The sequence below is a fragment of the Archangium minus genome (assembly GCF_044360475.1).
Taxonomy (GTDB): Bacteria; Myxococcota; Myxococcia; order Myxococcales; family Myxococcaceae; genus Archangium; species Archangium minus.
In genome coordinates this window covers 3,400,656-3,423,620 of the sequence record NZ_CP043494.1, presented here as the reverse complement: position 1 = coordinate 3,423,620, position 22,965 = coordinate 3,400,656, and the positions used below count along the sequence as shown (strand labels likewise).

Genomic DNA, 22,965 nt, shown 5'->3' with positions numbered 1-22,965 from the left:
AGGGCGAATGATACCCGTGCAAAGCGGCACCCGGGACTTCTGGCGGCACGGACCTGTTACGTCCTGTAGCGGAAACACGCCCTCTGTTCCCCCTCCAGCCCCCGAAGGGCACGCCTGGTTGGATGCTTGATTCCCTGGAGACCCGACATCCACCGTTGGTAAGTCGTGGCATCCGAAGAGGGTTGATGCTACGACCCTCTCTGCTCTCGCGTTCACTGAGGGGGACATGCCAGAAGGCTCCGCGTCACTTCAGCTCGCGGTTGGCGACCGGGTGGTCTACCCCAACCAGGGCGTCTGCCGCGTCTCTGCCATCGACGTCAAGGAGGTGGCTGGACAGAAGCTCACCTTCGTCACCATGCGCCGGGAAGAGGATGGGGCGGTGGTGATGGTGCCCCAGGCCAAGGTGGTATCCATCGGCGTCCGCAAGGTGGCGGGCCCCGCGGATGTCACCCAGGTCTTCGACTTCCTGCGCTCTGACAGCGACAAGGCGGACCTGGATTGGAAGCTGCGCGCTCGGACCAACCAGGACCGCATGGCGCAAGGCGGACTGTTGGGCCTGGCCGAGGTAGTCAAGGGACTCCAGGTGCTCAGCGAGCTGCGCCCGCTGCCCACCAAGGAGCGCGAGTTGTACGACAACGCGCGCCACCTGCTCGTGTCCGAGATCGCCGCCGCGCTCGGTGTCTCCGAGTGCAACGCCGAGGACAGCATTGACCTGGTCCTCTTCCCGCCCGGCCGCGAGCGCCCCAAGCGCACCGCCGCCGAGTTCAAGACCCGCGAGGAGGGCGACGAGGATCTCGGGCTGGATGCCGACCTCATCGGGCTCGATACCGAGCTGGACCTGCCTCCGGACGAGGAGGAGGCGCCCCCCGAGGAAGAGGAGAACGCCGAGGAGGCGGGTGACGAGGAGGGCGAAGAGGGCGAGGAGCCCAAGGCTCGCAAGAAGGCCGCGGCCATGCCCGCCGAGGGAGGTGGCGACGCCGCGCCCAAGAAGCGGGGCCGTCCGCCCAAGCCCAAGCCCGAGGGTGCCGAGGCCGCTCCCGCTGCGCCCAAGAAGCGGGGCCGTCCGCCCAAGCCCAAGCCCGAGGGCGCCGAGGCCGCTGCACCCAAGAAGCGGGGCCGTCCGCCCAAGCCCAAGCCCGAGGGTGCCGAGGCCGCTGCACCCAAGAAGCGCGGTCGCCCGCCGAAGGCGAAGCCTCCCGAGACCGAGGCGGCCGAGAGGGATGATGCCGACCTCGATGAAGACATCGAGGCCGATGAGTGACACCCGCCTTTTGAGGTGACGCACCGTGATTCGCGTCGTGACGCTGGATTCCTTCGACGAAAAGCAGCTCGCGAAGCTCTGCCAGACCCTCTACACAGCGTTCGGCGTGGGCAGCGAGCACTCCGGCCAGGTGGAGGTGCCCGCGGGCATGTCCGAGCCGCTGGATGCCGAGAAGCTGCTCTCGGACATCAAGGGCGTGAGGGCCTACGAGGACGACAAGGTCCTCTTCATTACCTCGCGCAAGCTCAAGGAGCGCGAGCTGGGCGGCGGCAAGGGCCCCACCACCGGCTACGCCCTGTACAACAAGGACCGGGCCATCATCAGCACCCACGGGTACAAGGACCTCGAAGCGTCCTTCAAGCCCGTGGCCCGCAACGCGCTGCAGCAGATTGGCCACCTGTGGGGCCTGCACCACTGCTTGGATCCGCGCTGCTCGATGTATCCACCCTGGACGCCGTCGTTCGCCCAGGGTGAGCCCACCTTCTGCACCTTCTGCCGCGAGAAGAGCGAGCAGAAGCTCCGCCTTGCGAAGTCCTAGAACCCTGCTGCGCGCCCTCCCCCTGGTGGAGCTGGGGGGATTGGTGCTCGTCGCGCTCGCCTGCCTCGTCTTCCAGCTCCGACTCCCCGGCCGCTTCCCGTCCGACGCGGACTACCGCACGGTGGTGGAGCGGCTGCGCGCCGAGGCCCGTCCTGGCGACGCGGTGCTCCTCTTCCCGTGGTGGACGGAGAAGGCCCGGCTCCACATTCCGCCGGAGCTGCCAGTGTACGGCTACCTGGGCTCGGACCAGGACGACCTGAGCGCGCACCCCCGGGTATGGGTGCTGGGTCAGCCGGAGCTGCCGCGCGCGGATGAAGTGGGCTTCCGGGCCGCCTTCCTCCCCAAGCGCACCGCCGTGGGAGCCCCGCTCCGCGCGGGCAACCTGGAGCTGACGCTGTACGAGAACGGCCGCTTCCGGCCTCGGCGCTTCGTGGCCTCGGAAGCGTACGCGAAGGCCCGCGTGTACCTGGAGTCGCCGGAGGGCACACGCAACGACTGCCCCTTCGACGGGCGCGTGCACCGCTGCCCTGGGCCGCCGTACCTGTACGTGGCCCCTGAGTGGAGGGAGATCCACTTCCAGCCTCGCCGCTGCCTGTGGATGCACCCGCCGGGAGGAAAGCAGCGGCTGGTGGCCGAGTTCGACGGAGTGCCCGCGGGCACGGAGCTGCGGCTCGAAGGTGGCATCATCTTCGAGCACGCCTGGTCGCACGCACCGCACCTGAGCACCGCGCGCTTCGGCGTGGAGGACGCAGCCAGCCACGCGCCCCTGCTGGAGATCGCCCAACCTCCAGGCCTGGAAGGCGTGTTGAAGGCCTCGCGCGTGCTGCCGCCAGGTGAAGCGCGCACCGTGAAGGTGTGGGTGCAGGCGGACAACGCGGACTCGCGGCAGGTGTGCCTGGACGTCTTCGCGCTCGGAGACGGAGCCGTCGTCTCGAGGGAGGGAACATGACGACGGGCCGGGCCGCGACGCGCGACGAGCGCTGGCTGGCGCTGGGGCTGTGGGTTCTGGCCTTCGGAGCGTTGTGGGCCACCGAGGCCGCGGTGGGCTTCACGCGCGACGAGAGCGTCTACTTCCACGCGGGCGAGAGCTACGCACGCTGGTTCCAGCAGCTCTTCCGAGACCCAGCGCGAGCCTTGACTGACACGGCCATCGTCCGCGCCTGGGACTTCAACCACGAGCACCCGGTGCTGATGAAGGTGCTCTTCGGGCTGTCCCACCTGCTCTTCCACGACACGCTGGGGTGGATGCGCTCGGCGGCGGCCTTCCGGCTGCCGGCCTTCGCCATGGCGGCGCTGGTGCCCGCCCTCACCTTCTTGATGGGCAGCGCGGTGTATGGCCGCACCGTGGGCCTCTTCGCCGCCCTCTCCTTCCTGCTGGTGCCGCGTCACTACTTCAACGCGGAGCTGGCCTGCTTCGACATGCCCATCGCGGCCATGTGGCTGCTGGTGGTGTACGCCTTCTGGCGCGCGCTCGAGGACAGGAACTGGGGCGTGCTGTGCGGCATCTTCTTCGGCCTGGCGCTGTGCACGAAGCACAACGCGCTCTTCCTCCCCTTCGTCCTCGCCCCCTTCGCGCTGTGGCGCGCGTGGGACACCAGTGAGGGCCGGCCGGAAGTCCGGGCCAGCCTGTGGCGCGTGCTGGGGCTCTTCGCTGCCGTGGCGGTGCTGTACGGCCTGTTGGTGGTGAGCCTTGGGCCCGAGGGCTTCCAGCGGAAGTTCTTCCTGCTCAGCCCGCACACGCTGCTCTTCGTGATTCTGGCGGTGGGCTCGCTGGGGATGCTGCACGTGCTGAACCAGGTGCATGCACCCACGGCGCTCGCCCTGCTGCCGATGGCGACCATGGCGGTGTGCGGGCCCATCCTCTTCTACCTGCACTGGCCCTATCTCTGGCACGCGCCGGTGGAGCGGACGGCCTGGTACCTGAACTTCCACGCCACCCACAACCACTACGCCTGGTTCTACCTGGGCAAGTTGCTGCGCGAGCCGCCCTTCCCCCTGGCGTACGTGGTGGTGAAGACGGCGCTCACCGTTCCCACCAGCCTCTTCGTTCCGATGGTGACGGGCTGGGGAGTGCTCGCCGGACGCACGGTGCTGAGCCTCTTCGAGCGCACGCGCCCGCTCGTGCGCGCGCCGTCGATGGCCGAGGTGCTGGTGGGCGTGCACGCGGTGGCCTCCATCCTCATCATCAGCCACCCCAACGTGCCGCACTTCGGCGGGGTGAAGCACTGGCTGCCCTCGATGCCGTTCCTGGGAATCCTCGCGGGAGTGGCGGTGACGCGGGGCTGCGAGGCGCTCGTGGAGCGGCTGCGCACCCGCTGGCCCGGGCTGTCCCTGGCGGCGGTGGCGGCCCCCGTCTTCGCGCTGCTGATGCTGCCGGCGCTCATCGGCCTGGTGCGCGTGTTCCCGTACGGGACGAGCTTCTACTCGGAGCTGGCGGGAGGCGTGCCGGGCGCGGCGTCGCTGGGGATGCAGCGCCAGTTCTGGTCGAGCAACGTGACGGCGGTGCTGCCGTGGATCAACGAGCACGCACCGCGCAACGCACGCGTCTTCCTGCACGAGGTGAACGGGTACTCGTTCCGCGACTACCAGCGCAACGGGATGCTGCGGAGCGACCTGCGGCCAGGCGGACTCTTCGACTCAGACGTGGCGGCGTACCAGTACCACCAGGAGTTCCGTGAGTACGAATTCGAGCTCTGGCAGGCGTACGGGACGAGGACGCCCGTGACGGGGCTCTACCTGGACGAGACGCCGCAGGTGGTCGTCTACCAGCGACGCTGAGTCATGCCGCAGTGCGTAGTAAAGCAGGAGACTGTTCAAGCGGAGACGACGAGGGGCCCCCCGGGGTGGGAATCCCGGATTCCGGGCTAGGCTGGGGAGACGACCGTGGTTGACGTCTCCAGGAGGGACACATGACTCGGTGGCTATGTGCCGTGACGGTGGTCGCGATGGGAGCGATGGGCTGTCAGGAGGAGCAGAAGTCCGCGGTGCCAACACGCGCGGAGCTCAAGACGGTGAGCGGCTCCACGGTGGAGTTCATCCCGAAGGACGGGCAGCTCCCCTACTGCCTGCTCTTCACGGTGTCGGAGAAGGGCGTCATCCGGCAGCTGACGATGACGCGCGAGAACCGGTCCATCAAATGCGACGCGGGCAAGCGCATCTACAACTCGAGCTTCCGCGTGCCGATTGAGGAGGGGAAGGTCCGGGCGTACATCCTCTTCTCGGACCAGCGCATCCAGGCGGGCTCGGTGGCGCAGCAGCTGTATGACCTGAGGGACAAGCAGCGGCTGACGGCGATGGACTTCCGGCTGCCGGGCGCGGTGGCGGTGGAGATGCTCGAGTTCACGCCGAAACCGGGAGGCGAGCCGGTGACGGGCGCGGTGGTGGGCACGACGGACATCACCGAGGGAGGACAGGCGGAGGAGTCGGAGGCCGAGGTGGAGGAGCCTGGGCAGGACGTAGCGGCGCCGAAGGAAGCCCCGCCGCCGAGCGGAAGCGGCACGACGCCGGCCGAGCCCCCCACGAAGTAACCAACCCCCTCTCCCTCCGGGAGAGGGCTGGGGTGAGGGTATCCGAGGACTCGAGTTCACCCAGCGAACTCGAGTTCACCCAGCAGACGAAGTGGACCCCCGCCCCCTGCCCCGGGGAAGAACCACCGTAAACGTCGAGCCCTCTCCGGGAGCGCTCTCGACGAAGATGGAGCCCCCATGGGCCTCCACGATCTGTCGAGCAATGAAGAGCCCGAGCCCGAGCCCGCCATAGTGACGCTCGGAGACAGCCCGCTCGAACTTCTCGAAGATCCGAGCCGTGGCTTCACGTGGCAACCCGATGCCCTGGTCCCGCACGACGAGCCGCACCTTGTCGTCCGGCCCGGGCTCGACCCGGACCTCCAGCGGCTTTCCCTGGCCGAACTTGATGGCATTACCAAGAAGGTTGGAGACCACCTGTTCCAGCCGGAGCCGATCCCACCACCCGAGGGCGGGGCACTCGACCCGAAGCTCCAGCTGGGAACCGCTGCGCGACAGTTGCTCGCGCGAGTCCTCCACCACTTCCTGGACCACCTGGCAGAGATCGACCTCCTCACACGCCAACTCGAGACGCCCCGCGCCGAGGTGTGAGACGTCGAGGAGCTGCTCGATGAGCGCACGGAGCCGATCGGCCTGGGCCTCGATGCGAGGCAATTCGCAAAGGAGGACCTCGGTGCGCCCCCCCTGCTCCGGAGAAGAGTCGACCCTCCGGTGAAGGCTCGCGAGGCGGAGCTTCAAGGACGTCAGGGGCGTGCGGAGCTCGTGGGCAGCCACCAGAAGGAAGGCATCCCGGATACGAATGGCCTCCTGGGCTTGCTGATACAGCCTGGCATTGTCGTAGGCGATGGAGGCGCGGCGAGCCACCTCCTGCGCCAGCTCAAGCTCCGTCTCCCCATAACGCCTTCGAGCGGGGCCTGAGACCAGACTGAGCACCCCGAGCATGTGTCCTCGTGAGATGAGCGGCACCATGATGGCGCTCCGGGTTCCGAGCGAGAGCAGGAGCCGGGCATGCTCCTCGTCCTCCGTGGTGGCACGAATGCCGGCCTCCGACAACTCGGGGAAGAGGAGCGGCTGGTGGGTCCGAAGCACCTCGCTGGCGGGTAAGCGGCTTCCCACCCGGAGCGGGTAGCGCTCGGTGAGTGTGTCGAGCAGAGGCCGCTTCGTGGGGTCGACATGAGCCCCGGCGAGCCTGACGAGCCGATCATCCTTCACCAGGTCAATGAGGCACCAGTCGGCGAGGCGGCTCACACACAGCTCCCCCAGGCGGGAGAGCGTCACGCTGTAATCGAGCGTCTCGGAGAGGATGCCGCTCGCCTCCGCGAGGAACGTGACGTTCCGATGCGCTTCCGCGAGGTCGGCGGTTCGCGCTCGCACCTGCCGCTTCAGCGCGCTGTTCCAGGTGATGATCGTCCCAACGACCAGTGCCACGCCCAAGGTCAGCAGCGCCAGGATCCGCCAGAAGAGGGGCTCGGCGTAGAACGGTGGCTCCCACGAGTAGACCCAACGTCGCCAGATGCTCTTCCTTTCCTGCTCGGAGACCTGGTCCAGGCCCTTCTGGAGGATGTCGCGCAGGATCGGCTCGTCGCGCCGGACGGCCATCGCCAGCGAATAGTCGAAGGGGATTCTTCCCGCCACATGGAGGTTCGCCAGGTTCGCCTGGGTCATCAGGAAGGAGGCGGTGGCGGCATCGGAGATCACCGCATCGACCTCGCCGGTCGACAGGCGCATCAGGGCTTCGAGATCATCTGGAACGGGGACGAGCAGGAGCTCGGGATGCTCTTGATTCAGGTAGTCATGGACCCCGAAGTTCCTGCCAACCGCGATCCGCAACCCCTTCATCTCCTCCAGCGAGAGCGTCTTCCAGGTTCCCCGGCGCACGAGGATGAGGGTCGGGATGCGAACGTAGGGCTCGGTGAAGAGGAGGTATTCCGAGCGCGCGGGGGTAGCGGTCAGCCCGCCCGAGACATCCACCTGCCCCGCGCGCATGTTCTGGAGCAGCGTGTCGATGCTCGCGGGAGGGGCCATGCGGAACCTGAAGCCGAGCTTCTCTTCCATCAGCCGGGCGTAGTCCGCGGCAATCCCGCTGAACTCCCCCTGCTCGTCGATGAAGGAGAGCGGAGGGGAAGTGGTGTAGGGCCCGAACACGATGCTGTCGGCATGGCTCGAGAGCCACGCCCGCTCCTCTTCGGTGAGCGACGCCAGGCTGCGCTCCTCGAGGAAGATGCTCCCGAGAACCAGGGTCCCTCCCGCCAGGACAACCAACCCGGCGAGGAGAAGAAGCCAATGTTCTACCCGAACCCGGCGCATAGGAGAGCGTCACCTCTCCACCAACAGCTCGACTGCCAGCCGATTGGATCGCCACGCCATGACAAGCCTCCACCCTTCATGGCGTAACGTCCGCACCCCATCGGCCACTTCCCCGAGGGAACTCAGAACGACTCGCGGAGCATTGCGAGCAGCTCCTCCAAGGAGCACGGCCGCGGATTGCCGCGGTGCGAGGCATCCTGGAAGGCCTTCTCCGCGATGCGCTGCAGGTCCTTCTCCTGCACGCCCGCGTCACGGAGGCGTGAGGGAATGCCGATGGTGGCGTTCAGCTTGCGCACCCGGTCGATGGCATTGCCCGCGAGCACCTCTTCACGTGCGTTCGAGCTATCACCCATGGCCAGGGCCACGCGCGCCAGACGCGCGGTGCTGACGGGGCGGTTGAACTCCATCACCACGGGCAGGACGATGGCGTTGGCCAGACCGTGGTGCACGTTGGAGATAGGCGTGAGCGCGTGCGCCAGCGCGTGGCAAGCCCCGAGCCCCTTCTGGAAGGCCATGGCGCCCTGCATGGCGGCGACCATCATGTCGGTGCGGGCCACCAGGTCGCGCCCATCCGCCACAACCTTGGGCAGCGAGCGCGCCACGCGGGCGATGCCGTCGATGGCCACGGCATCCGCGAGCGGGTGGAAGCCGTTGGACAGGTAGGCCTCCAGGCAGTGCGTGAAGGCATCCATGCCCGTGGCCGCGGTGGGCCCCGGGGGCAGCCCCAACGTCAGCTCGGGGTCGCAGATGGCCGCCTTGGGCATGAGGAACGGGCTGAAGATGACCGTCTTGCGCCCCGTATCCGAGAGCGTCGCCACGCCCGAGCGGCTCACCTCCGAGCCCGTGCCCGCGGTGGTGGGGATGGCGATCAGCGGCGGCATGTTGTCGCGCACGTACTGGTCTCCGCCCGTCGCGTCGTCGTAGCGCGACAGCGGGGGCTCGTGCGTGGTGAGCACCTGCACCAGCTTCGCCGCGTCCAGTGGACTGCCGCCGCCAAGCGCGATGATGCCGTCGCACTTGTTCGCCCGGTAGGCATCCAGTCCCGCGAAGGCATCGCGCTCAGTGGGGTCCGGCTTCACCTCCTCGAAGGTCGCGAAGGAGACGCCGGCCTCCTTCAGCACGGCGTACAGGCGCTGGGCCAGTCCGGCCTTCACCACGCCGGCGTCCGTCACCACCAGCGGGCGCTTCATGTTCAGCCGCGCCACCTGGGCGGGGAGCCGCTGCAGGGCACCAGCTCCGAGGACGATCTTCGTGGGCCAGGACATCTCGGTGATGCGTGGCTCGCTCGGCATATCGAACGGTTTCATCGGTGCCTCCTAAATGAGCTCCATGTAGCGCTCGAGCTCCCAGCTCGTCACAGCACGCTCGTACTGCCGGGCTTCCCAGTCGCGCGTGCGCACGTAGTGGTCCACGAACTCCTCGCCCAGAATCAGCTTCGCCCGCTTCGAGCCACTCAGGAGCGTCACCGCCTCCTTCAGCGAGCGCGGCAGCGGCGGCGCATCGGCCGAGTACCCGTTGCCTGCAACAGGCGCGGGGGGCTCCACCTCGTGCTCAATGCCCCACAAGCCCGCGGCGAGGCTCGCCGCCATGCCGATGTACGCGTTCATGTCCGCGCCCGTCTGGCGGTACTCGATGCGCATCGACTTGGGGCTGTCCCCGATGACCCGCACCGCCGTGGTGCGGTTCTCCCGGCCCCACGTGGCCGTCACGGGCGCCCACGTGTTCTCCACGCTGCGCTTATAGCTGTTCACCGTGGGCCAGTAGAGCGCCGTGAGCTCCGGCATCAGCGCCATCACGCCGCCGATGTAGTGCCGCATCGTCTGGCTCATGCCGTCGCGGGACTCGGGATCGTAGAAGGCGTTCTCGTGGCTCTTGAGCGACCACAGCGACTGGTGGATGTGCCCCGAGCACCCCGGCAGCTTCTCGTTCACCTTGGCCATGAAGCAGGCCGTGAGTCCGTGCCGCGAGCAGATCTCCTTCACCACCGTCTTGAAGAGCGCCGCCTTGTCCGCGGCCCTCTCCAAGTCGTCATAGCGGATGGCGGCCTCGAAGACGCCCGGGCCCGTCTCGGTGTGGAAGCCCTCCAGCTCCAGCCCGAAGTCCCGGCACCCGTCGATGATGGCGTGCACCAGCGGCGCGTTGAGCGACGTGCGCAGCCACGAGTAGCCGAACATTCCCGGCGTCAGCGGCGTCAGGCGCTCGTAGCCCTTCTCCTTCAGCGACTGGGGTGTCTCCTTGAAGATGAAGAACTCGTACTCGGCACCGAACTTGGGCAGGAAGCCCATCTCCCGCGCCCGAGCGCCAACCTTCTGCAGGAGCTGACGGGGGCTCGGCTCGAAGGGCGAGCCGTCCGGGTTGACGAAGTCCAGGAGGAAGGCCGCCGTGTCCGGCTCCCAGGGGATGATGCGCCCCGTGGACATATCCACCCGGGCCTGCCCGTCCGGGTAGCCGGTATGCCAGCCCGTCACGCGCGTGTTGTCGAGCAGCTCGTCCTTGATGTCCCAGCCGAACACCACATCACAGAAGCCGAGCCCGCCCTTGCACGCGGAGAGGAACTTCTCCACGGACACGTACTTGCCGCGCCAGACGCCGTCCACGTCCACCCCGCCGATCTTCACCTGGCGGACCCCCTTCTCATCGAGCCACTTGTGCAGCACATCCACGTCCGAGGGCTCGCGCAGCGGCCGGACATTGCCGCGATCCCTCTCCTTCGCACGCGAGCGCCTGCCCGCGGGCGCCGGTAGGGTGATGACCTTCGCCTTGGAACGGTTCGCCATTGGCCTCCTCCTCCTCCTTCGCCTGACACCCATGACCGCGCCTGGCCTTTCCTCAGGGGTCCACAGGCCGGCCATCGATGAACAACTTGAGCGCCGGCAGTTGGGAAGAGAGCAAGCGAGCGTCGGTCATGAAGACACCTCGGAAACCGCGGACGTGCCCCGGACGTGCGGGCGTCAACATGAAGCGGCAGCCGAAGCTAGGGACCGGTATTCGCTGCGGCAACCCGACCCACCGAGAGGAGCAATGAAGAACGTTCTGCTGTTGAAAGCTGGTGACGCGGCCCCCTCCGTGAAACTGAGCGTCGGTGATTACGAGCACTGGTTCGTCGAGTCGCTGGGGCCGGACGGCTGCCGGTTCGACATCCTCCACGTGCACCGGGGTGCTCAGCTACCGGCCAACGCCGCGGGCTACGACGCGGTGATGATGACCGGCTCCCCCGCCTCGGTGACGCAGTGGGAGCCGTGGATGGAGCACGCCGCGGACTTCATGCTGGGCGCAGCGGCCCAGGGCGTGCCGGTGCTCGGGGTGTGCTTCGGGCACCAACTGCTCGCGCATGCCCACGGCGCCCGTGTGGTGCGCAACACACAGGGGCGGGAGATCGGCACCGTCCAGGTCTCCTTGAGCGAGGCGGGACGTGAGGATCCGCTCTTCCATGGATTGCCCGAGCGCTTCACCGTCCAGGCCACCCACGAGGACAGCGTCCTGGAGCCCCCGCCCCATGCGACCGTGCTCGCGGGCAACGCGCACTCCTCCGTGCAGGCCCTCGCCTTCGGGCCCCACATCCGGGGTGTGCAGTTCCACCCCGAGGTCCACCCGGCCGCCATGCGCGCCCTCATTCTCGCCCGAGCCGAAAAGTTGGAGGACGAAGCAATCCACCGGGGCCACGCACCCGGAGAGCGGGTGCCCCGGCTCCTGGCGGGGATTGCTCCCTCGCCCGCCGGGCAACGCATCCTGCGGAACTTCGTGGAGCGTTTCACCTGAGGCGAGGCTGGGGTAGGTAGTCACCATGGCCTCGCGTTGGGACTACCTCTTCGAGACGAAGCCCGTCCCGCTCATGGATCACCTCCTCGAGGAGGTGGCGAAGCTGCTGGCGAAGGATCTCCAGCAGTGGCCGCCGCCCGTGCAGGAGCTCGATCTCGAGGTAGGAGGGCAGTATGCCGCCCTCTTCACCGAGCCGACCCCGCGCCCGGCCCGCGCCGTGTATGACGAGGCGCTGCGGCTGTCGCGCTGGGAGCTGGCCCGGGAGCACGACGCCTACGACGACTACATGCGCAACAAGCGCTACCTGGAGCGGGGCCTGGCGCCGACCGACCGGCTCACCCTGCTCTTCCTGAACCGGTGGATCGTCGACCAGATGCTGGGCCTCGGTGAGTCCACGGACGGTCGCGTCAACCGCCGACTCATGCTGCAATGCCTCGACCGCCTGGAGGCCCGTATGCGGGTGGTCCAGACGCCCATCTCTTGAGACCGAACGGTCCCTCTGCCATAAGCCGCGCCATGCTCCAGCCCCACGAGCTCGAAATTCCGGCGGAACAACGCCGCAAGCGTCTCTACATCCTCGCGGGGTTGTGGCTGACCGTCGCCGTCATCCTGGCCCTGTTCCACTCGGTGCTGCTGCCCTTCGCGAGCGCCGCGCTGATCGCCTACCTGGTGCACCCGCTGGTGACGCGCCTCACCCGCGTCCAGGTGCGAGGCCGGTACCTGCCGCGCTGGGTGGGCATCCTGCTCATCTACGCCCTCTTCTTCCTGGCGGTGTACCTGTTCTTCATCGCCATGGTGCCGCAGCTCTACAGCGAGATGGCCCGCATCAGCCGGGATGGGGTGACGTTCCTCAACTCGCTCACGCCCGAGCGCGTGCACGTGCTCGCCGACCGCGCCGAAGACTGGCTGCGCGCCAACGGCATCCCGGTGGCCATCGCCACGCCCGAGGACATCCGCAACGGCGTGCCCACCTCGGGCCTGTCGTTGAATCTGGAGAAGACGATCCAGGACATCGCCGCGAGCCTGACGTCCCTCACGCGCGATCACATGGGCGACATCGTCACCGTGTCGCGCAACATCATCACGTCGGTGGTTGCCGGCGTGTTCATGATGTTCTTCATCCTGATGGTGGCGGCGTTCTTCTCCATCGATGCGCACGCCATCGTGCGCTACTTCACCAGCCTGGTGCCGGTGGAGTACGGCAACGACGCGCAGCTGCTGCTCGAGCGCATTGACCGCTCGCTGTCTGGCGTGGTGCGCGGACAGGTGACGATCTGCGTCGTCAACGGCGCGCTCACGCTCCTGGGGCTGCTGCTGTTCGGAGTGAAGTTCGCCTTCCTGCTGGCCACGGTGGCCACGGTCTTCAGCCTCATCCCCATCTTCGGCACCATCCTCAGCTCGGTGCCCATCGTGCTCATCGCGCTGGCGGACGGCTTCCAGAAGGGCTTCGCCATCCTGCTGTGGATCATCGGCATCCACGCGCTGGAGGCGTACTTCCTCAACCCGAAGATCATGGGCTCGGCGGCGCGCATCCACCCGGTCATCGTGGCCTTCAGCCTGATTGCCGGAGAGAAGATGTTTGGCCTGGTGGGCGCGCTCTTCGCGGTGCCGGTGGCCTCCATCGTGGTGGCCTGCTTCGACTACGCCCGCATCAAGGCCCAGCCCTCGTTGAGCGAGGTGAAGCTGGAGCAGCCGAAGTAGGCCGCCGACGGAGAAGGCGCGAGCTCAGCCCTGGCAGGCGGCCTCGCAGCGCGAGTCCCGGCAGAAGACGTAGCAGCGCCCGCAGTCGATGCGATCCACCGGGCAGTCCCCCGTACACCGCACGCCGCTGCAGTTGGGTCCGTCCAGCACGTGGGTGGGGTTGGTGCCCAGGCCGCAGCAGGCGTTGCCCGTGCAATCCGCGTCCGTGTAGCAGATGCGGTTGGACAACGGTGCCGGGCTGTCACCGAAGTCCTGTTCGACCGGGCCGCACCCGGTGGTCATCGCGAGCACCGCCCCCAACACGAGGGCGGCGAAGGAAACAGAGCGGGTGCGGCGCATATGTCGTACTCCCCTACCGGTCCTACCGGTTCATCGAGCCGAGGAATTCGGCGTTCGACGCGGTCGGACGCATATGCTTGAGCACGAATTCCATCGCGTCGATCGGCGTGAAGGGGTGCAGTACCTGACGAAGCGCGGTGATGCGGATGAGGTCCGCGGGCGTGAGGAGCAGCTCCTCCTTGCGCGTACCGGACTTGTTGATGTCCAGCGTCGGGAAGATGCGCTTCTCCATCAGCTTGCGGTCCAGGACGATTTCCGAGTTACCGGTGCCCTTGAACTCCTCGAAGATGACCTCGTCCATGCGGCTGCCGGTGTCGATGAGCGCGGTGCCGATGATGGTGAGGCTGCCGCCCTCCTCGATGTTGCGCGCGGCGCCGAAGAAGCGCTTGGGCTTGTGCAGCGCGTTGGCGTCCACACCACCGGACAGAATCTTGCCCGAGGCCGGTACCACCGTGTTGTAGGCGCGGGCCAGACGGGTGATGGAGTCCAGGAGGATGCACACGTCGTACTTCTGCTCGACCAGGCGCTTGGCCTTGTCGATGACCATCTCCGCCACCTGCACGTGACGCGTGGCCGGCTCGTCGAAGGTGGAGCTCACCACCTCGCCGCGCACGTTGCGCTCCATGTCCGTCACTTCCTCGGGGCGCTCGTCCACGAGCAGCACGATGAGGTAGACGTCCGGGTGGTTCTTCGAGATGGCGTGCGCGATGTTCTGCAGCAGCACCGTCTTACCGGCCTTCGGAGGCGCGACAATCAGGCAGCGCTGGCCCAGGCCGATGGGGCAGAACAGGTCGATGATGCGCGTCGTCATCTCCGAGCCCTCGTGCTCCAGCTTGAGCTTGCGGGTCGGATAGAGCGGCGTGAGGTTGTCGAAGAGGATGCGCTCGCGCGTGGCCTCGGACAGGGGGTCCGCGAAGTTGACCTTGTCCACCTTCTGCAGCGCGAAGAAGCGCTCGCCCTCGCGCGGCTGACGGATGGGGCCCGTCACCGTGTCGCCCGGGCGCAGGTTGAAGCGGCGCACCTGCGACGGCGATACGTAGATGTCGTCCGGGCTCGGCTGGTAGTCGCTGTCCGCGCTGCGCAGGAAGCCGAAGCCGTCGCTGAGCAGCTCCATCACGCCTTCTGCGTGCACCTCAAACTTCTTATCCGCGATGCCCGACAGCAGCGAGAAGATGAGGTCCTGCTTCTTCAGGCCCTGGTAGCCCTCGACGCCGAAGTCGTGGGCCATCTTCGCCAGGTCGGTGATCTTCATCCGCTTCAGGTCATTGAGCTTGATGACCTGCATGGGCGCGCCATCACGCGTCACCTCGGTGACCACGGGCGCCTCGGTGGGCTCGGGAGCCGCGGGCTGCGCGGAGGGCTCTTCCTCGTGAGCCTCATGCGCCTCGTGCGCGCGGACCTCCTGGTACTCTTCATCTCTCACGGGATGAGAGGGGATCGGCGTCAGCACCGGGCGCGGCGTCTCGGCAACGGATAGGGACTCAGACTCGGTGTCCTCTTCCCGACGGCTCGTCGTCCGGCGGCGCGACGGCTTCTCGGTGTCGTCCCGGTCCACGACCTTGGCCCGCGTCGTCCGACGCTTGGGCTTCTCTTCAACTTCTACGACTGAATCCAGGAGCTTCTCTTTGGGGGAACGGGCTTTAGCCATGATTGAAGGAGGGGGAGTGCTAGCTGGCGCCGGGGGGGCGCGCACAGAATGTCGTGGGAGATATCCGTGGGGTACGCGGGACGCGAACCACCCTCAGGGCGACACCCGGGATCCCTTCTTGCCGGGACCTCGCGGGTGGTGGAACCTTGTGCTGGGAAGAGATGGCGCGTGAGGGTGCGACAACGGCCCTCATGAGCCGATGCAAGAGGTTATTGACCACCTCCTGAGCTGTCAAGGCATCCTCGCTACCTGCCCAGCCAGGCAACCGACGCCCCGATTTTTTCAGTCCAGCCGCCGAGCCCGTACCCGTGAACGCCTCGAAGACCGCCGACGCCACCCGAATCGAGCAGCTCCGCAAGGAGCTAGCCCACCACAACTACCGCTACTACGTGCTCGACTCGCCGGAGGTAAGCGACGCGGAATACGACCGACTCATGCGGGAGCTGCAAGAGTTGGAGTCCCGCCACCCGGACCTCATCACCGTGGACTCGCCGACCCAGCGAGTGGGCGGTGCCGCGGCTGAGAAGTTCGAGAAGGTGGTCCACCGCGTCCCGATGCTCTCGTTGGCAAACGTCTTCAACGACGAAGAGCTTTCCGATTTCGACGAGCGGATCCGCCGCCAGACGGGTCTCGCGCAGGTCGCCTATGTGTGCGAGCCCAAGCTCGACGGCCTGGCCATCACCCTGCACTTCGAGCACGGCCGCTTCGCCCGGGGCGCCACCCGCGGTGACGGCACCGAGGGCGAGGACGTCAGCGCCAACCTGCGCACCATCCGCAGCCTTCCCATGGAGCTGCTCCCCCAGGACGGGGTGAAGGTGCCCGGCGGCCTCGAGGTGCGAGGCGAGGTCTTCATTTCCAAGAAAGACTTCAAGAAGCTCAACGACAAGCGCGAGGAGGAGGGCGAGCCGCTCTTCGCCAACCCGCGCAACGCCGCTGCCGGCAGCCTGCGGCAGTTGGATCCTCGCATCACCGCCTCGCGCCCGCTCTCCCTCTACCTGTACGAGTGCGTACCGGGCGAGGGCGTGCCTGCCTTCCGCTCGCACACGGAGAAGCTCGAGTACCTGAAGTCGCTCGGGCTGCCGGTGAACCGGTACGTGCGCGTGGAGAGCGTGGAGGGGGTGCGCGAGCAGTACCGCCAGTCCGTCGAGGGCCGCCACGCCCTGCCCTTCGAGGTGGACGGCATGGTGGTGAAGGTGGACGAGGAGGACCTGCGCCAGCGGCTGGGGCAGATTTCGAAGAGCCCGCGCTGGGCGGTGGCCTACAAGTTCCCGCCCGAGGAGGAGGCGACGCTCGTCGAGGACATCCAGGTGTACGTGGGCCGCACGGGCGCGCTCACCCCGGTGGCGCACCTCAAGCCGGTGAAGGTGGGCGGCGTCACCGTGAGCCGCGCCACCCTGCACAATGAGGACGAGCTGCGCCGCAAGGACGTGCGCAAGGGCGACACCGTCTTCATCCGCCGTGCCGGTGACGTCATCCCGGAGATTGTGAAGGTGGTGGAGTCCAAGCGGCCCGCGGACACCCAGCCCTTCGTCTTCCCCACCGAGTGTCCCGTCTGCCACGCGGCCGCCGTGAAGGACGACGAGGGAGCCATCATCCGCTGCACCGGCGCCACCTGCCCCGCGCAGATGGTGGAGAAGGTGCGCCACTTCGCCTCGCGCACGGCCATGGACATCGACGGCCTGGGCGAGAAGCTGGCCGGTCAGCTGGTGGAGACGGGGCTGGTGAAGACCTTCGCGGACCTCTACCACCTCACCCGGGGCAAGCTCCTGGAGCTGGAGCGCATGGGCGAGAAGAGCGCCGACAACCTGCTCGCCAACATCGAGCGCTCCAAGCAGACCACCCAGCCCCGCTTCCTCTACGCACTCGGCATCCGCCACGTGGGCGAGGCCACCGCCAAGACGCTCGCCGAGGCCTTCCCGGACGTGCGCCAGCTCTACGCGGCCAGCCTCGAGGACATCACCCGCGTCAAGGACGTGGGCCCCACCATGGCCCAGGTCATCCACGCCTTCTTCCACGAGCCGCAGAACCGCGACGCCATTGACGCGCTGCTCGCCGCGGGAGTCGCACCAGCCGCGCCCCGCGTGGTGAAGACGGGCGTCTTCGCCGGCAAGACGGTGGTGCTCACGGGAGGCATGAGCGGCATGAGCCGCGACCAGGCGAAGGAGGAAATTGAACGCCGGGGGGGCAAGGTGTCTGGAAGTGTCTCGCGGAAAACGGACATGGTGGTGGCGGGCGAGGACGCCGGTAGCAAGCTGAAGAAGGCCCAGGAACTCGGAGTAAGAATCCTGGACGAGCAGGCCTTCCTGCAGCTGCTCCAGACGGACGCCAGAGGGTAAGGGGACGACACGCACCATGGACAGGCGGCGAGCAAGCCTCCGGATTCGAGGCAAGGTGCAAGGGGTGTTCTACAGGGAGAGCGCCCGCACCGAGGCCCTGCGTCTCGGACTGACGGGATGGGTGCGCAACCTCTCGGATGGTTCCGTGGAGGCGGTGGCGGAGGGTACGGCGGAGGCCCTGGACGCATTCGTGGCCTGGTGCCACCGGGGTCCCACCCAGGCCCGGGTAACGGAAGTGGAGCGCGCCGACTCAGAGGCGCGCGGGGAGTTCAGCACCTTTACCGTGGAGCGCAGCTCATGACTCCCTACGCGCTGGCTTCTCTGCCGGCCATGCTCGGCATCAAGACCGGCAGCAAGGTCTCGGTCATCAACCCACCCCGAGGCTTCGTCCAGCGGCTCAACCCCCTGCCTGACGGGGTGGAGTTCCTCATCACCGCCCAGACGGGGCTGGACGTCATCCTCTTCTTCACCCAGGACGCCCACGAGCTCGTCCAGCGCCTGCCGGCCCTCTCGCGCGCCATGGCCCTCACGGGGGGCATCTGGGTGTGCTGGCCCAGCGGCGAGGGCATCAAGACGGCCCTCTCCGAGGACTTCATCCGCCAGGCCGCGCTCGACATCGGGCTGGTGGACAACAAGATCTGCATCATCGACAGCACGTGGACCGGCCTGCGCCTGGTGCGCCGCCCAAGGGGCGGCCGGCTGGACAAACCGGAGAACCGGAAACGCGCGCCAACGGCCCAAGCCTAGGCCCTCCAGGCTGACAGACGGCCGACATTTTCCATGTCTCGCCTTTACAGGTCGTATCAGGCGTGAAAACCTTTTGCTGTTTTCAGGGCTCGGGACGTTCCACCAGGGGTGGGGCGTTTGGGGTCCATGGATTCTAGATTTTGAGACGGGTGCGTTCCCGGCATACCAGGGCGCGCCGGCTGCACCGGGCCTCTGTCGCCCCCCCAAGGCGCCCGCGGATGGGCTCCGACCGGGTGTGGAAGGAAGAGGCCGGGCGGTACGAGCGCCAGGGCGGCCTCGAACGCTCGATTGGAAGTAAGTCCCCGCCCGGCAGGGTGCCGGACCATCGCGGGGCGACATGAACTCGGAGGAGCAGGTCGTGGTCCCCTCAACCCTCACCCGCGCGGAGACACCCGGCCCCTTCGGTCATGGGCCGTCCTCCACCCGTGTGCGCGGAAGAGACGGGGCCGCCTCTCCCCTCGCAGCGCGCTCGGAAGCGGGAGACGCCGTCGCCTCCCGTCCGCCGGAGCTCACGCATCCGCGCGCGCGCCCAGGATTCGTCAATGAGCAGCATCCTCGTCATCAACGCGGCGGGCCGGGAGACCCGCGTGGCCCTGGTCGAAGGCGGCCACATTGCGGAGTTCTACCTCGAGCGTAAGAAGGACAAGGGGATTGTCGGAAACATCTACAAGGGTCGCGTCGTCCGGGTCCTCCCGGGCATGCAGGCGGCCTTTGTGGACATTGGACTCGAGAAGGCCGCGTTCCTCTACGTCAGTGACGTCGTCTACGACCCGGACTTTGCGCGCGCTCAGTTCGAGCTGACCGAAGGTGAGCACGACGAGGACACCCCGGACGTTCCCGAGGAGTCCGAGGCCGTGGCTGCCGAGGCCGCCCATGAGGCCGGCGGTGCCGAAGTGGAGGCCGAGGTCCACGAGCAGCAGGCCTCCGGAGGCAGCGCGGTTCCCCACCCCGCCGAGGAGCCCGCGCCCCGCGTCGAGGAGCCCCGGGCCGAACAGCCGGAGGCTCGTGCCGAGGAGCCCGCCCCCCGAGCCGAACAGCCGGAGGTTCGCGCAGAGGAGCCTGCCCCTGCCTCTGCTCCCACCAGCGCGGCCGAGCCGGTGGCCGTGTCCGCTCCCGCTGAGGCGGTGAGCGTGCCGGTGGAGCCCGTGGAGTCCGCACCCGTGAGTGTGACGGCCCAGGCGGCTCCGGAAGCCTCCGCGGCGCTGCCCACCACTGAGGGCTCCGTGGCACTGGCGCTCCCGCCCGAGCCGGCTCCGGCCACGCCGAGTGAGCCGGCCGCCATGGCGCCCCCCGCCCAGGCCGAGGCCGCCCCCCAGCAGCGTCCCGAGACGGCCGCTGGCGAGCGCCGCGCCCCGCGTGAGAACCGCGAGGCCGCGCGTGAGGCCCGCGAGGCCCGCCGCGACCAGAAGGACCGGGAGCGCGAGAAGGACCGGGAGAAGGACAAGGCCCGCAAGCCGCGCGAGGAGCAGCAGCGCAAGCGCGACGAAGAGAAGTCCAAGCCGCGCAAGACGGCCAAGATTGAGGAGCTGCTGAAGGTGGGCCAGGAGGTCGTGGTTCAGATCTCCAAGGACCCTATCGGCACCAAGGGCGCGCGCCTCACCTCGCACATCTCCATTCCGGGCCGCCACTTGGTGTTCATGCCCACCGTGGACCACGTGGGCATCAGCCGCCGCATCTCCAACGAGAAGGAGCGCAAGCGCCTGCGGGAGATCGTCGACCGGCTGCGCCCGCCCGGGACGGGCTTCATCGTGCGCACGGTGGCCGAGAACGTGCCGCAGGAGAAGCTCGAGAGCGACATCCGCTTCCTCATCGAGGTGTGGAACCAGGTGGTGCGCCGCAACGAGAAGCGCGGTGGCTCCGGCCTGCTGCACCCGGACCTGGACCTCATCCTGCGCGCCACGCGCGACCTCTTCGCCCACGACGTGGAGAAGTTGGTCGTGGATGACCGCGAGGAGTACGAGCGCATCCTCGGCTTCGTGAACGCGCAGGACCCGGCGCTCAAGGACCGGGTGGTGCTGCACGACTCCGACGAGCCCATCTTCGACGCCTACGGGATTGAGCACGAGCTGCAGCGCGCCACCCAGCGCAAGGTGTGGCTCAAGAGCGGCGGCTACCTCATCATCGACCAGGCCGAGGCGCTCACCGCCATCGACGTCAACTCGGGCCGCTACGTCGGCAAGAAGAGCCTCGAGGAGACAATCACCAAGATCAACGTCGAGGCGGCCAAGGAGATCGTCTACCAGCTGCGGCTGCGCAACATCGGCGGCATCATCATCTGCGACTTCATCGACATGGAGAAGCCGCAGAACCGGGACAAGGTCTTCAAGGCGCTGCAGGAGGCGCTGGGCCGGGACAAGGCCAAGACGAACGTCCTGAAGATCTCCGAGCTGGGCCTGGTGGAGATGACGCGCAAGCGCGTGCGCGAGTCCATCGGCCGCATCCTCCACGAGGACTGCCCGTACTGCGACGGCAAGGGCTTCGTGAAGACGGCGACCACGGTGGCCTACGAGATCTTCGGGGAGATCCGCCGCGAGGCGCCGGGCTACAAGGACCCCACGCTGGTCATCAACTGCAACGCCGAGGTGGCGCGGCTGCTCCAGGGCGAGGAGCGCCAGGAGCTGCGGCACCTGATGGACCGCTACAACAAGTCCATCCAGGTGAAGGCGCAGCAGAACTACCACCGCGAGCAGTACGACATCTACGGACGCAGCGCGCAGGGCGGAGACCACAAGGTGGCCTCGTCGCCGGGCTCGGGAGATGGAGAGCTGTCGATGCAGCGCCGGCCCGAGAGTGGCGGTGGCGAGCGCGGCTTCCGCTCCGAGGGTGGCGGCCGCGACCGAGGCGGAGAGCGGGGAGACCGGGGTGGCCGTGACCGCGACCGGGGCGGCGAGCGGGGAGACCGTGGCGGCCGTGACCGCGACCGGGGGGGCGAGCGAAGCGATCGGGGCGGCCGTGACCGCGACCGAGGCGGCGAGCGGGGCGAGCGAAGCGACCGGGGCGAGAGAAGCGACCGGGGCGAGAGAAGCGACCGGGGCGAGCGAGGTGACCGGGGTGGCCGAGACCGGGACCGCGACCGCAACCGGGGAGAGCAGCGCCGGCCCGAGCAGCGCGAGGGGCGTGGACAGCAAGGGCAGCAACAGCAGGCACCTACGGGTGAGCAGCCCACGTCGGGAGGCACGCCTCCGACGTCGTCCGGAGGCAACAACGAGCCCGGCGGCAACACCTGAGCCCACTCTCCCCTCTCCCTCTGGGAGAGGGACGGGGTGAGGGTATTCGACCCGATGTGGACATCCCGTCGGGTCACGAGTCCCCGCCCCCTCTGGCCGAGGCGCCCAGGCATTGATTAGCCTTGGCGCCCTCCGGATGCGCACTCTGTCCCCCCTCTTCCTCCAGCGACTGCGCGCTCGCGCACTCCAATGGGCCAGGCGCACCTGGGCTCCGCTGGAGCGCACCCAAGCAGGCCGCTTCGCGGCGGATACAGTGCTGGCGGTGCGCAGCTTGGCGAGAGGCTTCCTGGGCGAGAACATCCGTCTGAGGGCCGCGGCGCTCACCTACATCAGCGTCTTCTCCCTGGTTCCACTGCTGACGGTGGTGCTGGCGCTGCTGGGTGCCTACCACCAACAGACGGTCCAGCAGCGCCTGAGGGAGATCATCTTCGCGGTGCTGGCCCCGGGCGTGCGTGAGGAGTCAGCGGCCTTCCTCGAGCGGTTCCTGGAACCGGGAAACACGACGGCTATCGGGAGCGCGGGCTTCCTCGGGTTGCTCATCTCGGCGGGCTCACTGCTGCAGAACATCGATGTCTCGCTGAACGAAATCTGGGGCGTGAAGAACCATCGACCGTGGGTGGTCCGCGCGCTCATCTACGCGGGGCTGCTGCTGTTGGGGCCCCTGATGCTGGCCATCTCATTCGCGGGAACGAGCGTGGTGCGCTCCTTCCTCGAGGCCACCCACACGCCGCTCTTCCTGGGCCTCTTCGAGTTGCTGTTCAGCGCCCTCTCTCCCCTCACAGCGGTAGCGGGGCTCACCCTGCTCTACTACGTGACGCCCAACACCCACCTGCGCTTCCGGTCGGCACTGGCGGGCGGGCTGGTGGCGGGGGTGGCCTGGAGCGTGGCGCGGCACGTGTACACGGAGGCCGCCGCGTACAGCTTTCGCAACAACCCGCTCTACGCTTCACTGGGCGCCCTGCCCATGTTCCTCGCATGGCTGTATGTGGACTGGCTCCTCATCCTCATTGGCGCCCGCCTCTCCTACGCGGTGGAGCACGCAACCTTCCGGGACTCGCTGTGGGCCTTCGGTGCCCACCCACGGGCGCGGGAGCTGGTGGCCGCCCGAGTGGCCCAGGAAACCACGCTGGTCTGGTTCGACGGAGGGACGCCGCCCTTGCCCCGGGACCTGGCGCTGCGCCTCCGGGTCACCGAGTCGCTCGTCCACGAGGTGGTGGACGACATGGAGCAAGCGGGGTTGATCCAACGGCACCGCCGGGGAGGCCTCCTACCGGCCCGCCCCCCGGCAGAGCTGACCCTGGCCGACCTGACGCTCGCCGTCCACGGCGTCTACAACCCCGTCGAGCCCAGTGCTCGAAAGAGCCCGCGTGCCCTCGGTTTTGAAACCCTGGACGCCTTCTTCCGAGAGTCGGACAGGGCCGGGCTCGATGTGCTGCGCCAGACCCGGTGGCTGGACCTGGCCATCCTGGTGCGCCCCGGGCTCGCGGAGGCGCAGGCGACGCCTGCCTCCGCGCCAAGCACGACCCAGGCGGCGACTGGAAGCGGAAATCCGTAAGGTTTCCAGGAGGTTGGAAGGCC

The 22,965-nt window shown here is 68.0% G+C and carries 18 protein-coding genes; 13 read left to right on the top strand and 5 right to left on the bottom strand.

Annotated elements, in window-relative coordinates:
- Positions 1–226: 226 nt before the first annotated feature.
- From F0U60_RS14055 to F0U60_RS14035, 5 genes are all read left to right on the top strand, one after another.
- Positions 227–1,261 (top strand): CarD family transcriptional regulator, encoded by a 1,035-nt coding sequence (locus tag F0U60_RS14055; RefSeq protein WP_395819282.1) that lies wholly within the window; start codon positions 227–229, stop codon positions 1,259–1,261.
- A gap of 25 nt (positions 1,262–1,286) precedes the next feature.
- Positions 1,287–1,799 carry a hypothetical protein gene (locus tag F0U60_RS14050; protein WP_395819279.1) on the top strand — a complete coding sequence of 171 codons (513 nt, stop codon included), beginning with the start codon at positions 1,287–1,289 and terminating at the stop codon, positions 1,797–1,799.
- Complete coding sequence (locus tag F0U60_RS14045) at positions 1,786–2,748, top strand: hypothetical protein (protein WP_395819277.1); 963 nt, start codon at positions 1,786–1,788, stop codon at positions 2,746–2,748. The genes F0U60_RS14050 and F0U60_RS14045 overlap by 14 nt, the downstream gene beginning before the upstream one ends.
- Positions 2,745–4,577, top strand: coding sequence for an ArnT family glycosyltransferase (locus F0U60_RS14040; RefSeq protein ID WP_395819274.1), 1,833 nt, complete (start codon positions 2,745–2,747; stop codon positions 4,575–4,577). Before F0U60_RS14045 ends, F0U60_RS14040 begins: the two co-directional genes overlap by 4 nt.
- 131 nt (positions 4,578–4,708) lie before the next feature.
- Positions 4,709–5,326 carry a hypothetical protein gene (locus F0U60_RS14035; RefSeq protein WP_395819271.1) on the top strand — a complete coding sequence of 206 codons (618 nt, stop codon included), beginning with the start codon at positions 4,709–4,711 and terminating at the stop codon, positions 5,324–5,326.
- 75 nt (positions 5,327–5,401) lie between these two features.
- On the opposite strand, the gene F0U60_RS14030 is transcribed toward F0U60_RS14035, so the two are convergent.
- The 3 genes from F0U60_RS14030 to F0U60_RS14020 form a co-directional block, all read right to left on the bottom strand.
- Complete coding sequence (locus tag F0U60_RS14030; protein WP_395819268.1) at positions 5,402–7,630, bottom strand: ATP-binding protein; 2,229 nt, start codon at positions 7,628–7,630, stop codon at positions 5,402–5,404.
- Positions 7,631–7,752: 122 nt separating this feature from the next.
- Entirely contained in the window at positions 7,753–8,937 is a 1,185-nt protein-coding gene (locus F0U60_RS14025; RefSeq protein ID WP_395819263.1) for an iron-containing alcohol dehydrogenase, read from the bottom strand.
- 9 nt (positions 8,938–8,946) lie between these two features.
- Positions 8,947–10,407 carry a glutamine synthetase family protein gene (locus tag F0U60_RS14020; RefSeq protein ID WP_395819259.1) on the bottom strand — a complete coding sequence of 487 codons (1,461 nt, stop codon included), beginning with the start codon at positions 10,405–10,407 and terminating at the stop codon, positions 8,947–8,949.
- Positions 10,408–10,651: 244 nt separating this feature from the next.
- Here F0U60_RS14020 and F0U60_RS14015 point away from each other — a divergent pair, with 244 nt between their 5' ends.
- From F0U60_RS14015 to F0U60_RS14005, 3 genes are read left to right on the top strand one after another with little or no spacing between them, the layout of a single operon-like run.
- The gene (locus F0U60_RS14015) at positions 10,652–11,389 is read left to right on the top strand and encodes a glutamine amidotransferase (RefSeq protein ID WP_395819256.1); all 738 of its coding nucleotides are present in this window, start codon (positions 10,652–10,654) and stop codon (positions 11,387–11,389) included.
- A gap of 25 nt (positions 11,390–11,414) precedes the next feature.
- Complete coding sequence (locus F0U60_RS14010) at positions 11,415–11,873, top strand: hypothetical protein (RefSeq protein WP_395819253.1); 459 nt, start codon at positions 11,415–11,417, stop codon at positions 11,871–11,873.
- Positions 11,874–11,905: 32 nt separating this feature from the next.
- Entirely contained in the window at positions 11,906–13,090 is a 1,185-nt protein-coding gene (locus F0U60_RS14005) for an AI-2E family transporter (protein ID WP_395819251.1), read from the top strand.
- Positions 13,091–13,114: 24 nt separating this feature from the next.
- Here the strand turns inward: F0U60_RS14005 and F0U60_RS14000 are convergent, their stop codons facing one another.
- A complete protein-coding gene (locus tag F0U60_RS14000) occupies positions 13,115–13,429 on the bottom strand; it encodes a hypothetical protein (RefSeq protein WP_395819248.1) in 315 nt (104 codons plus the stop codon).
- A 22-nt stretch (positions 13,430–13,451) separates the two neighbouring features.
- Positions 13,452–15,077, bottom strand: a complete 1,626-nt coding sequence (gene rho / locus F0U60_RS13995) for a transcription termination factor Rho (RefSeq protein ID WP_395819245.1) — start codon at positions 15,075–15,077, stop codon at positions 13,452–13,454.
- Positions 15,078–15,385: 308 nt separating this feature from the next.
- Here rho and ligA point away from each other — a divergent pair, with 308 nt between their 5' ends.
- The 5 genes from ligA to F0U60_RS13970 all read left to right on the top strand — a co-directional run bounded on the left by ligA (position 15,386) and on the right by F0U60_RS13970 (position 22,942).
- Complete coding sequence (gene ligA, locus F0U60_RS13990) at positions 15,386–17,413, top strand: NAD-dependent DNA ligase LigA (protein ID WP_395819242.1); 2,028 nt, start codon at positions 15,386–15,388, stop codon at positions 17,411–17,413.
- Positions 17,414–17,429: 16 nt separating this feature from the next.
- Positions 17,430–17,714, top strand: coding sequence for an acylphosphatase (locus F0U60_RS13985; RefSeq protein ID WP_203402542.1), 285 nt, complete (start codon positions 17,430–17,432; stop codon positions 17,712–17,714).
- Entirely contained in the window at positions 17,711–18,160 is a 450-nt protein-coding gene (locus F0U60_RS13980) for a DUF3052 family protein (protein ID WP_203402541.1), read from the top strand. Before F0U60_RS13985 ends, F0U60_RS13980 begins: the two co-directional genes overlap by 4 nt.
- Before the next feature lie 542 nt (positions 18,161–18,702).
- The gene (locus tag F0U60_RS13975) at positions 18,703–21,387 is read left to right on the top strand and encodes an Rne/Rng family ribonuclease (protein WP_395819238.1); all 2,685 of its coding nucleotides are present in this window, start codon (positions 18,703–18,705) and stop codon (positions 21,385–21,387) included.
- A 136-nt stretch (positions 21,388–21,523) separates the two neighbouring features.
- On the top strand, positions 21,524–22,942 hold the full coding sequence (locus tag F0U60_RS13970; protein ID WP_395819235.1) for a YhjD/YihY/BrkB family envelope integrity protein: 1,419 nt from the start codon (positions 21,524–21,526) through the stop codon (positions 22,940–22,942).
- Positions 22,943–22,965 lie beyond the last annotated feature (23 nt).

Excerpts from the sequence above, each read along its gene's own strand:
- F0U60_RS14040 (WP_395819274.1), top strand. The coding sequence starts at position 2,745 with ATGACGACGGGCCGGGCCGCGACGCGCGACGAGCGCTGGCTGGCGCTG.
- F0U60_RS14000 (WP_395819248.1), bottom strand. The coding sequence starts at position 13,429 with ATGCGCCGCACCCGCTCTGTTTCCTTCGCCGCCCTCGTGTTGGGGGCG.
- F0U60_RS13975 (WP_395819238.1), top strand. The coding sequence starts at position 18,703 with ATGAGCAGCATCCTCGTCATCAACGCGGCGGGCCGGGAGACCCGCGTG.
- F0U60_RS14010 (WP_395819253.1), top strand. The coding sequence starts at position 11,415 with ATGGCCTCGCGTTGGGACTACCTCTTCGAGACGAAGCCCGTCCCGCTC.
- F0U60_RS14030 (WP_395819268.1), bottom strand. The coding sequence starts at position 7,630 with ATGCGCCGGGTTCGGGTAGAACATTGGCTTCTTCTCCTCGCCGGGTTG.
- F0U60_RS14055 (WP_395819282.1), top strand. The coding sequence starts at position 227 with ATGCCAGAAGGCTCCGCGTCACTTCAGCTCGCGGTTGGCGACCGGGTG.
- F0U60_RS13970 (WP_395819235.1), top strand. The coding sequence starts at position 21,524 with ATGCGCACTCTGTCCCCCCTCTTCCTCCAGCGACTGCGCGCTCGCGCA.
- F0U60_RS13985 (WP_203402542.1), top strand. The coding sequence starts at position 17,430 with ATGGACAGGCGGCGAGCAAGCCTCCGGATTCGAGGCAAGGTGCAAGGG.
- F0U60_RS13980 (WP_203402541.1), top strand. The coding sequence starts at position 17,711 with ATGACTCCCTACGCGCTGGCTTCTCTGCCGGCCATGCTCGGCATCAAG.
- F0U60_RS14020 (WP_395819259.1), bottom strand. The coding sequence starts at position 10,407 with ATGGCGAACCGTTCCAAGGCGAAGGTCATCACCCTACCGGCGCCCGCG.
- rho (WP_395819245.1), bottom strand. The coding sequence starts at position 15,077 with ATGGCTAAAGCCCGTTCCCCCAAAGAGAAGCTCCTGGATTCAGTCGTA.
- F0U60_RS14025 (WP_395819263.1), bottom strand. The coding sequence starts at position 8,937 with ATGAAACCGTTCGATATGCCGAGCGAGCCACGCATCACCGAGATGTCC.
- F0U60_RS14015 (WP_395819256.1), top strand. The coding sequence starts at position 10,652 with ATGAAGAACGTTCTGCTGTTGAAAGCTGGTGACGCGGCCCCCTCCGTG.
- F0U60_RS14035 (WP_395819271.1), top strand. The coding sequence starts at position 4,709 with ATGACTCGGTGGCTATGTGCCGTGACGGTGGTCGCGATGGGAGCGATG.
- F0U60_RS14005 (WP_395819251.1), top strand. The coding sequence starts at position 11,906 with ATGCTCCAGCCCCACGAGCTCGAAATTCCGGCGGAACAACGCCGCAAG.